Origin of the sequence: Fluviicola sp., from assembly GCF_030151805.1 — a bacterium.
GTDB lineage: Bacteria > Bacteroidota > Bacteroidia > Flavobacteriales_D > Crocinitomicaceae > Fluviicola.
This window is the reverse complement of record NZ_JASLCN010000355.1, coordinates 1-11,079: the sequence shown is the minus strand read 5'-3', so window position 1 is coordinate 11,079 and position 11,079 is coordinate 1. Positions and strand designations below refer to the sequence as shown.

Sequence of the window (11,079 nt, the reverse complement as noted above, 5' to 3'; positions counted from 1 at the left end):
AGTAATTCATTTTTCTAAGCTATTTATGATTTTACAGTTGAATATTTTGTCAGACAAAAAGAAACGGCTCCCAATTATGAGAGCCGTTTTCTAGTATTCTATATTTGGGTGCGCATTCTGATTAATCCCCGATGTATCGCGTCCCTTCTTTTTATATTCGGTAATCTTCTGATTTAATCCGTACTCTTAATCCAGGTTTGCGTTCTGTAGAATGGCCCCACATATCCGCGAACATGTAATTTATTAAAGTCATCGCGATCAATCCAGATTGAACAAGTATACACTTTGCCGTTTTCAGGGTCAAGAATCGTTCCGTCTTCCCATTCTCCTCCATCCCATTTCAATCCGCGAACGATTTGCAAACCAACCAACGGCTGATCTTTTCTGTCGTCCGAACATTTTTTACATTTCGGATTGTCTTCTCTTCCCTCTCGCGGATACAAATAGATGATTTTACCATACAGCTTTTCATCTTTCTTATAAAGCTCAACTTTAGATTTCTTCTTCCCTGTTTTATCATCGATTGTCACCCAGGTTCCAATACAAGTTTGGGCTTTCGCTGCGATAAAAAACAAGAGAAATAACGATGTGGTTATCCATTTCATACTTTCAAATTTTACCCCAATATACATTTTTTCATTAGGAATGCATAAGATTTAACACCCCATGATGTAATTCTAATCTCATTTTAATCTCTGTACATTTGTTCCCGATATGCTTCATGATCATTTCGCTACCTGAACTGACAATAATTCTGTCCTGTCGAGTGATCAGTTCGTTCCTCTCTGATCATATCAAGACAAAGACGACTAAGATTTAAGTTATGAATCAATTCTATTTTATTGTTTAATGACTTGTCCCGGAATTTAGGTGGTTTTTGAAATTTCCCGCTGAGGGACGCAGAGGACCGCTGAGTCAAGTTTAAAAAGTCTCTCATTTTCTGCTAACATCTGCGCTCTTTTGCGGGAGAAGAAAATACACGGATATTTGATATCAGTATCTTTTCATTTCATCCCCTATATTTTAGGACAATACGTTGTTTCATAATGAATAACAGATGCATCTGGATGTTGAAAAACATCTTTCACGAACAATCATTTACAGATTCGTAAAATTGCGAATTTACATTTCATCGAAACAGAGTAATATGGGAAAAAGCAGCTTTGCGTTTTTGCTCCCAATTTAAGGAGTATTCAAGATTGTATTGTGAAAAATTGAATCATTTGAATGATGGCAAAACGGCAATTCGCAATTTTACGAATCCGTGCAATTTACTCATGCAATTCAACTTAATCAGATCTCTCTCTGAACAATCCCTACAAAATTCCGGATCATCTGCAAACCATTCGGAGTCAGGATACTTTCCGGGTGAAACTGAACGGCGTAAATCTTCTTCCCGGGAATTTCCATCGACATCAACACGCCGTTTTCTGAATAAGCCGTTGCAATAAAAGGTGAATCCTGATTCAGGCGAACTGCCCAGGAATGGTATAATCCCACTCCAAAGGATTCGGGAATTCCATTATAAAATGCTGAAGGAGTTGTTCGCTTTGCTGGCTCAGCTACTCCGTGTTTCACTTGTTGCTGATTGTACAGTTCGTCTCCACCGTGAATCGCCAGCGCCTGCATTCCCAGGCAAACTCCCAAAACCGGAATTTGGTTCTCCAAAGCTTTTTCCACGACCTCCATCAACTTTCCTGCCTGCTTCGGCAAACCCGGACCGGGAGAAAGAATTACGGCATTGTATTGCCCCAATGTACTGCAGTTGACAGATACATTCGTCACAACTTCCACTTCCACATCGCATTGCTCCAAATAATGAACAATGTTGTATGTGAAGGAATCGAAGTTATCTACTAATAAAAACCGCATGTGCACCAAAATTACTAAACTTGCAAAAAAGAATCGATGAAAAAGGCAATTCAAATTCCGGGTGCTCCGGCTCCGATCGGACCATATAGTCAAGCAATCGTAAGTGGAAATACTGTTTATGTCAGCGGACAAATTCCAATGAACCCCTTTAACGGCGAACTGGAAATCGGTTCTATTGAAGAAGCTACACACCGCATTTTGAAAAACATAGAGGTATTGCTGAAAGAAGCTGACATGACACTCAATCACATTGTGAAATGCAGCATTTTTATGACGGACCTCGGACAATTTTCCGAGATGAATGCCGTTTATGGTTCATATTTTCAGGATATTCCCCCGGCAAGAGAAACGGTTCAGGTTTCTAAATTACCGATGAATGTACCGATTGAAATCTCTTGTATTGCCGTAAAATAAATTAATTCGTACACCCATATTGTGACCCATTCTACTCCAAAAATTGCCGTAATTATTGTCAACTACAATGTTGTCTTTTTTTTGGAGCAATGTCTGAACTCTGTGGCAGAAGCCATGAAGCAGGAACCTGCGGAAGTTTGGATGGTTGATAATAACTCCGTAGATGGTTCGGTGGAAATGGTTCGTGAGAAATTTCCATGGGTGCACGTTATTGCCAATAAAGACAACAAAGGATTCTCCAAAGCAAACAACCAGGCCATGGAGCAATCCTCCTGCAAATACCAACTGTTGCTGAATCCCGATACGGTGATTGAAGAGGACACACTTTTCAAAGTCGTAAAATACATGGATGAGCATCCGGATGTCGGCGGACTCGGAGTTCGCATGGTTGACGGAAAAGGAGTTTTCTTGCCGGAATCCAAAAGAGGCTTGCCTACTCCGGCAGTCGCTTTCTACAAAATCTTCGGGATTTCGCGTATTTTCCCGAAATCAAAAATTTTCGGGAGGTATCATTTGGGCTATTTATCCGAATTCGAAACCAACGAAATCGAAATTCTTTCCGGAGCGTTCATGCTGATGCGAAAAGAGGCTCTCGACAAAGTCGGATTGTTGGACGAAGCTTTTTTCATGTACGGTGAAGACATTGATTTGTCTTACCGCATCATCAAAGGCGGTTACAAGAATGTCTATTTCCCGGAAACGCGGATCATTCACTACAAAGGAGAAAGCACCAAGAAAAGTTCGGTGAATTACGTTTTCGTGTTCTACCGCGCCATGGTCATTTTTGCCCGGAAACATTTCTCGCAGAAAAATGCCCGTTTGTTTTCCTTCCTGATCAATTCCGCGATCTATTTCAGAGCCGGACTGGCAATTGCCATGCGCTTTATCCGGAAGATTACGTTGCCGGTTTTCGACACGATTTACATCCTGCTTGGCTTGTTTGCGCTAACCAATTACTGGCATCAGGCACAAATTGATTTCCCGGAAGAAGTTACTTCTATCCTGATTCTCGGCTATACATGTATCTGGATGACTTCCATGGCGCTTCAGGGTGCGTATGATCCACCCGTCACGTTTAAGAAATTCGTTTCAGGAGGAGCAATCGGAACGGCATTAATTCTCATTCTGTATGCACTTTTCCCGAAAGAATGGCAGTTTTCCAGACTTTTCATCCTGCTTGGAGCCGGGTGGATCGTTGCTTATTTTATTCTTTCGAGATGCATTCTTCACGTGGCAATCGGGAAGCGTTTCACCATTAACGGCCGAAAACACGCCAATTTTGCAATCGTAGGTTCACAGGAAGAATTTGAACGCGTTTCACTTCTTTTACACCAGACACAGCCGAAAATTGCCAAGATCGTTTCTGTTTCCCTGGATGAAGATCACGGTGCAAATTCCCTGGGTTCGATGAGCCAATTGGAACAAATTGTCCGCGTTCACAGCATTGACGAAATTATTTTCTGTGCAAAAGATACCAGTGCAAGAGACATTATCCACTGGATGATCGCCATTCCCGACTTAACAGTCGATTACAAGATCGCACAACCGGACAGCCAGTACCTGATCGGATCAAATTCCATCGAAACTGCCGGAGATTTATATATCCTGGAGATCAATGCCATTAGTCAACCTGCAAAACAGCGTCAAAAAAGACTGTTCGATTTCATTGCCGGTTTGGTGCTCCTGCTTTGTTCTCCATTCCTGATTTGGTTTTACAAAAATAAGTTGCGTTTCCTCGGCAATCTGATCAAACTGATCAGCGGGAGAAAAACGCTTGTTTCTTATAGCCGGGAAAGTAATTTATCCAACAAGCAATTACCCAAAATCAAAAAAGGAATTCTGGCGCCAACCGATCATTTATCCGGTTTGGACGAGAGTCTGAAATCCAAGTTGGATTTACTTTATGCACGCGAATATTCCGTTTTCGGAGACATCCGGATTTTGTGGAAAGCATGGAAAAAATTAGATCAATAAAAACCATTGGTGAATTTCATATTTTTTCCGTTATTTTTGTACCGAAATTAATCGAGAATTCTTAGTCGTTATATGGCACAAATTGAAATTCGTCTTCCAAAAATGGGAGAAAGCGTTACAGAAGCTACCATTACCAATTGGTTAAAAGAAGTTGGTGACACCGTAGCAATGGATGAACCTTTGGTAGAAGTTGCAACTGATAAAGTTGATAACGAATTACCATCAGAAGCAGCAGGAGTTTTGGTTCAAAAATTATTTGAGAAAGACCAGGTTGCTCAAGTTGGAGATGTGATTGCAATTATCTCAACAGACGGAGATTCTGCGCCTGTAGCACCGAAAGCCGAGCCGGCAGCGGTTGCAGCAGTAGCTGATACCGTAACTGCAGCACAGGCAGTTGTTTCAAATGGTGGAGTCGCTCTTGACAAAAACAGTGGAAATGGCAAATTCATTTCCCCGCTTGTTCGAAGCATCGCTCAAAAAGAAAATATCTCCATGACGGAAATCGACGCTATCAGCGGAACCGGAATGGGAGGAAGAGTTACCAAAAAAGACATTCTTTCATACATTGATACACGCGGAGCCGGAGGTTCTGTTGCACAACCAGCTGCTGTGAAAGCTGCGCCGGCTGCATCAAACGGAGCTGCACCGGTTCTTTCAGGAGGTTCTTCGTTCCTGAGTAATATCAAAGAACCGGTTGTTACTGTGAACCCGGGAGACGAAATCATGGAAATGGATCGCATGCGTAAGCTGATTGCTGAGCACATGGTGATGTCTAAGCATGTTTCTCCTCACGTAACTTCTTTTGTAGAAGCTGACGTAACGAATATCGTGAACTGGAGAAATAAAATGAAGAAGGAATTCGAAAAACGCGAAGGAGAAAACTTAACCTTCACTCCTATCTTCATGGAAGCAATCGTGAAAGCGATCAAAGATTTCCCGATGATCAACGTTTCCCTGTCCGGAAATCAAATCATTAAGCGCAAGGATATCAATATCGGAATGGCAACTGCACTTCCTTCAGGGAACCTGATCGTTCCTGTGATCAAGAATGCAGACCGCATGAATTTGACGGGAATTGCAAAATCAGTCAATGAATTGGCAAGAAATGCCCGCGACAATAAATTGAAGCCGGAAGATATTCAGGGTGGAACTTATACGGTAACGAATGTTGGTACATTCGGAAACGTGATGGGAACTCCGATTATCAACCAGCCTCAGGTAGCAATCCTTGCTTTGGGTGCTATCCGTAAAATGCCGGCGGTTATCGAAACTCCGGATGGAGATTTCATCGGAATCCGTCATAAAATGTTCTTATCTCATTCGTACGATCATCGCGTTGTAGATGGTTCATTAGGAGGTCAGTTTGTGAGAAGAGTTGCTGATTATTTAGAACAATTTGATATCAATCGAGAATTATAGTTACTTTCGTTGTAACTAAAAAATAAAATGACCGTAAGACCCACATACTTAAACTAAAAGATGTGGGTCTTTCTTAATTTATAGCGTAATGAGTTTACTGAAATCTACTATTTTACTAACACTCCTTTTCCCTTTTGTGTCTTCTGCCCAGTATGACGATAAACGTGTGGCAGAATTAGTCCGTAATGGTTCCGAATCGGAACTCGTTATGGAAAGTTCTATTATGATCCAGGAGGGTTATTTTTACCAGGCAGGCATGATCGTCGACAGGTTACTCGAGTTTCAGCCGGCCAGTTCGAATTACAACTACCGAAGAGGATTTATTTACCTTGAAATGTCGAGCGATTTTGTAAAAGCTCAGCCTTATCTGGAAAAAGCTGTTTTGAAAACGGATAAAAAATACGATCCGTTCAATGCAAAAGAAACAGCAGCTCCTGTTGATGCGTATTTCGAAATGGGAAGATGCTATCACATGGCCGGAAACATTTCCAAAGCAGAGGAATTTTACAACAAATTCCTGGAAACTTCGATCGCAAAGTCGAACAATGTGTTCTTCGCGAAATTGTTTTTGGAACAATGTAAAGTAGCAAGAGCTGAAATGGCAAATCCGAAAAATGTGTACCTGAAAAACATGGGGAGTTCGGTAAACACCAAGAACCCGGAATATTCTCCGGTTATTTCATTGGACGGTTCAGCGTTATATTTTACTTCCAGAAGAAGATGGCCAAACGGTGCTTCCGACAAAGGATTAGACCCGAGAAACAATCAATACCCGGAAGATATTTATGTATCCTACCGCGATTTCGATTCTACCTGGATGGATCCGATCAAACTGGAATTCTGTGATTCATTGCAAAACGAAGCTACTTTGGCTGTAAGCCCGGACGAAAGACGTGTTTACGCGTATATGGATACACAAGGAAACGGAGATATTTTCTACTCCGATTTCTCAACGAATAAATTCCAGGTAGTGACACATCTGGATAATAAGAAAATCAATACCAGCGATTGGGAAACGCATGCAACGGTTACTCCGGACGGAAAAACAATGTATTTTGTTTCCAACCGCAAAGGAGGTTTCGGAGGTCGTGATATTTACTATTCCGTGAAACAAAAAGACGGAAGCTGGGGAGATCCGGTGAACCTTGGGCCAAACATCAACGGGCCGATGGACGAAGAATCTCCGTTTGTTTCTATTGATAACAGCACACTTTACTTCTCAACGAATGGAAACAGAAGTATGGGCGGTTTCGATATTTTCATGTCTTCCCTCGATAGCAAAGGACAATGGGGGCCTTCGAAAAACCTGGGTTACCCGATCAACTCCACCTGTGATGATGTGTTCTATACGACCACTGTGGATGGATTGACGGGTTACATGACTTCGCTTCGCGCCGAAGGAAAGGGTGAAAAGGACATCTACGAAATCAAGAACAACTACTTAGGAGTTAAAAACGTAGCTGTATTGAACGGAAAAATCCACGTGATCGGCGGAAAACCGCTTCCGGAAGATGTTTCCATTACACTGAAATGCCTGGACTGCGAAAAACCATACGATCTGAAAATCTTCCCGCGTATGCGTGACGGTGTGTTTATGAACGCACTTGAACCTTGTAAACAATACGACATTACATTCTCTTATGAGAAAAACGGGAAGAAAAACTTCTACACGGAGAAATTCAAAACAGAGTGTAACAAAGAATACTCCGAAGTTTACCGCGAGTTCTGGCTGGACGTAGACAAGCAGATGATGGTGAAACCTTACTATGTTGTCGGAACAATCACAGACAGCAAAACAAACGCAAAACTGGATGGTGTTGCGATTAGCCTGATCAACAAGAAAACAGGAGAAAAATTATACGGCCTTCCAAGCGGGAAAAACGGATCCTACAAAACGGATACACTTGGCGGCATGAAACAGGGTGACAATGTAGAATTTGCCTTGAAACTGGAAAAAGCAGGTTATGTGACGATGACCTACGATGTTCCTGTGACCCTGGCAGAAAATTCTGAAATCCGCATTGATCGTTCACTGGCTAAAAACGAAGCCGGAACGGATATCGGTCTGAATGTAAATCCGATTTATTTCGACTACAACAAATGGGATATTCGCCCGGATGCTGCAAAAGAACTGGATAAAATCGTGAAGATCATGAAAGAAAATCCTGGAATCAACATTGAGCTGGGTTCTCACACGGATAGCCGCGGTACGGATGAGTACAACGTCAAATTATCCGACCAACGTGCGAAAGCTTCTGCCCGTTACATTGTTTCCAAAGGAATTGCTGCAAACCGAATTTCCGGAAAAGGATACGGTGAAACGAAATTGAAGGTATCCGATGCTCAAATCGAAAACATGCCGACCTGGGAAGAAAAAGAAAAAGGTCATCAATTGAACCGTAGAACAGAGTTCATTATTGTGAAATAAGCAATTTGTTTTATCTGCATAGAAACCGGTTTATCGAAAGATGGACCGGTTTTTTTGTTTTAACAATTGAATGGAGAATGTAAAATGGTTAATTGAAAAGGTTGTATTTTCATTCTAAGAATACATCTTACCCTTACTTATAAAATGTTTTCTACTTTTCAATGTTACATTTTCAATTGTCAATTATCAAACTTCCCCACATTTTCGCCATCTTTGAACATAACTTTAGCTGTATGAATGTATCTCTCACCCGAAATTTTGTCATGTTAGACCTTGAAACCACCGGATTGGACGTGGCAAAAGATCGAATTATTGAAATTGCTTTGATCAAAATCGCTCCGGACGGAGAACAGAGTGAATTCTACAGACGCATCAACCCCACTATTCCGATTACCAAAGAATCTGCAGAGATTACCGGAATTACGGATGCTTTGGTTGCCAATGAACCCACCTTTGCGCAGCTTTCAGATGAAATTGCGGCGTTTATCGGTGATTCGGATTTGGGTGGATACAATTCCAATAAATTTGACATTCCGATCCTGGCAGAAGAATTTCTACGGATCAATCATCCGTTCAAGATCAGCGAGCGCCGTTTCGTGGATGTTCAGAATATCTTCCACAAAATGGAACAACGCACTTTGGCAGCGGCTTACCAGTTCTATTGCAACGAACCGATGGAGAATGCACACAATGCCCTATACGACACGAAAGTGACGCTGGACGTTTTCAAAGCACAATTGGAACGCTACCCGGATTTAGCAAAAACCATCCCGGAACTCTCCGATTTTTCGCGCCAGGGAAACCAGGAATGGCATGATTTCGCCGGAAGACTGGCAAAAACGAAAGATGGTCAGGTGACGTATAATTTCGGAAAGCACAAAGGAAAAACGGTGGAAGAAGTCTCAGAATCCGAACCAGGTTACTTCGGTTGGATGATGGACGCAGATTTTCCGCTTTATACCAAACAATTGCTGCGGGAAGAAATGGAACGCATCAAGCAGAAACGCCGGGAGAAACGCGACGCAGAAAATGCCGACGCGAGTATCGAAGATAAATTGGCGGCACTGCAAAACAAGTTCAAAAAATAATTCAATTGATAATTGAAAATGTAAAATTGAAAAGAAGAGAAAGTACTGCTTTTGTTTGCAACACTTTTTCAACTCTTCGAACTCACTTTTCAATTGTCAATTATCCATTTTCAATTTAAAAAAATGAAAATTATCTGTATCGGACGAAACTACGCGGATCACGCAAAGGAATTGAACAACCCGCTTCCGGTTGAACCTGTTTTTTTTATGAAACCCGACACGGCCTATTTGCCGGCCGGAAACGATTTCTATATCCCCGATTTTACCAAAGACCTGCATTATGAATGTGAAGTGGTGGTGAAAATCAAAAAAGTAGGGAAAAACATCCAGGAGAAATTCGCAGCTTCTTATTACGATGAAATCTCCCTGGGAATTGACTTTACTGCCCGCGATTTGCAGGAACAATGCAAAGCGAAAAGTCTTCCGTGGGAAAAAGCAAAGGCTTTCGACAACAGCGCACCGATGGGAACACATTTCATCCCGGTGAGTGCTTTGGACTTAAACGATTTTCATTTCACCTTGAAGAAAAACGGAACAGCAGTTCAGAATGGTCACACGGCTGACATGATCTTTTCCATCGACAAAATTATTGCCTTTGTTTCTCAATACGTTACCCTCAAAACCGGCGATTTGATCTTCACCGGAACACCTGCTGGAGTTGGTCCGGTTGCAATCGGCGATCATCTGGAAGGATTTATCGGCGAGGAAAAGATTTTGGATTTGAGAATTAAATAAGAGGATTACTTAAAATAGTAGATATTAAAAACGCCCGGAGTCACTCCGGGCGTTTTTGTTTCGTACGCAGTTCAATACATAAGTCGAACCAATTATTTAGAAAACATGTCTTTTGCTATCGGTTTACTTTACTACAAAGGGAATAATCAGGCTATCTTTATCTCTATTATTTTCTGATTAATTTAAGGCTCTGACAACTACTTGATTGATATTCAGAAAACAACATGGTGTAAATCCCGGGTTCTAACCACGATAAATCTATAGAGTGAATTTGTTCCGTGATTCCGTGTTCTTCAAATATGTTTTTCCCCAACATATCATAAACGATTAATGAGTATTGACTCGCGAGGGACTGATCAATATTTAGAACGATATTGGAAGAAAATGGATTCGGATAAATATGGAAGAGGCTCTTTTCGTTCTCATTAAGGGCAAGACAATCTTCCACAGTGATCAACGTGGAATCGCTAGCGGTGCAATTTTGAGAATCTGTGTAAGAGTATAAAATGTAATGGTTACCAGGTGCAAGATTCGGATCGAATTCGTTCCCACTTACTCCTGTTCCCGAATAAAACCCTCCTGTTGGCAATCCTATTGGAAGCGTAAGTACCTGATTCTGCATACAGATTGTATCTGAAGAAAAACCCTGTAGTTGAACGACAGGTGAAGGCAGAATTATCAGTAACGAGGAATCTGCTGAAGAACATCCGTATTGATCTGAGTAATAATATTGAATATAAAAAGAGCCTGTATTCAATGATAAATCTATCTGATTTGAATTGATAATCTCGCCGGAGTATATTCCATTAACGGGGAGACCTGTCGGAAGATCCATAAAACCGGTCTGTTGACAAACACTATCGTCTGCAAACGGCAACAGATCAACAATCGGTAGAGGATGAATAATGATTTCGTAGGTTTCGTTGTATGAACAAAGATTATTTTCCTTGTTCAGATTGAGATTGAAAGTTCCTGAAGTATCCGCCTGCCACAGAAACGAAGATCCGGTCTGAGTAACTATTCCTGGGATTTCCCAAATTATTGCATCCTGTTGTGAAGAGTTGATGGAAATACCAAGCTCTTCATGCAGGCAGATGGAAGAGTCGAGATCAGTTAAACTAATGTAGTCGTCACAAAAGTAAATAGTAT

The 11,079-nt window shown here is 41.5% G+C and carries 9 protein-coding genes; 6 read left to right on the top strand and 3 right to left on the bottom strand.

The window, feature by feature from the left end:
* Window positions 1–173: 173 nt before the first annotated feature.
* Both Q1V93_RS13560 and Q1V93_RS13555 read right to left on the bottom strand, forming a co-directional pair.
* A complete protein-coding gene (locus tag Q1V93_RS13560; protein WP_300665428.1) occupies window positions 174–605 on the bottom strand; it encodes a DUF2147 domain-containing protein in 432 nt (143 codons plus the stop codon).
* Window positions 606–1,293: 688 nt separating this feature from the next.
* Window positions 1,294–1,872, bottom strand: a complete 579-nt coding sequence (locus tag Q1V93_RS13555; RefSeq protein ID WP_300665427.1) for an aminodeoxychorismate/anthranilate synthase component II — start codon at window positions 1,870–1,872, stop codon at window positions 1,294–1,296.
* A gap of 36 nt (window positions 1,873–1,908) precedes the next feature.
* Here Q1V93_RS13555 and Q1V93_RS13550 point away from each other — a divergent pair, with 36 nt between their 5' ends.
* The 6 genes from Q1V93_RS13550 to Q1V93_RS13525 all read left to right on the top strand — a co-directional run bounded on the left by Q1V93_RS13550 (window position 1,909) and on the right by Q1V93_RS13525 (window position 9,930).
* Window positions 1,909–2,286 (top strand): Rid family detoxifying hydrolase, encoded by a 378-nt coding sequence (locus Q1V93_RS13550; RefSeq protein ID WP_300665426.1) that lies wholly within the window; start codon window positions 1,909–1,911, stop codon window positions 2,284–2,286.
* Between the two features lie 21 nt (window positions 2,287–2,307).
* Window positions 2,308–4,260: a glycosyltransferase gene (locus tag Q1V93_RS13545; protein ID WP_300665425.1), complete on the top strand. Its 1,953-nt coding sequence runs from the start codon at window positions 2,308–2,310 to the stop codon at window positions 4,258–4,260.
* 72 nt (window positions 4,261–4,332) lie between these two features.
* Window positions 4,333–5,679 (top strand): dihydrolipoamide acetyltransferase family protein, encoded by a 1,347-nt coding sequence (locus tag Q1V93_RS13540; RefSeq protein ID WP_300665424.1) that lies wholly within the window; start codon window positions 4,333–4,335, stop codon window positions 5,677–5,679.
* 88 nt (window positions 5,680–5,767) lie between these two features.
* Complete coding sequence (locus Q1V93_RS13535; RefSeq protein ID WP_300665423.1) at window positions 5,768–8,107, top strand: OmpA family protein; 2,340 nt, start codon at window positions 5,768–5,770, stop codon at window positions 8,105–8,107.
* Between the two features lie 263 nt (window positions 8,108–8,370).
* On the top strand, window positions 8,371–9,195 hold the full coding sequence (locus Q1V93_RS13530) for an exonuclease domain-containing protein (protein WP_367183808.1): 825 nt from the start codon (window positions 8,371–8,373) through the stop codon (window positions 9,193–9,195).
* A 123-nt stretch (window positions 9,196–9,318) separates the two neighbouring features.
* Entirely contained in the window at window positions 9,319–9,930 is a 612-nt protein-coding gene (locus tag Q1V93_RS13525) for a fumarylacetoacetate hydrolase family protein (protein ID WP_300665421.1), read from the top strand.
* Window positions 9,931–10,096: 166 nt separating this feature from the next.
* Here the strand turns inward: Q1V93_RS13525 and Q1V93_RS13520 are convergent.
* Window positions 10,097–11,079 (bottom strand): T9SS type A sorting domain-containing protein (locus Q1V93_RS13520; protein ID WP_300665420.1); only part of this gene is annotated, 983 nt, incomplete at its 5' end.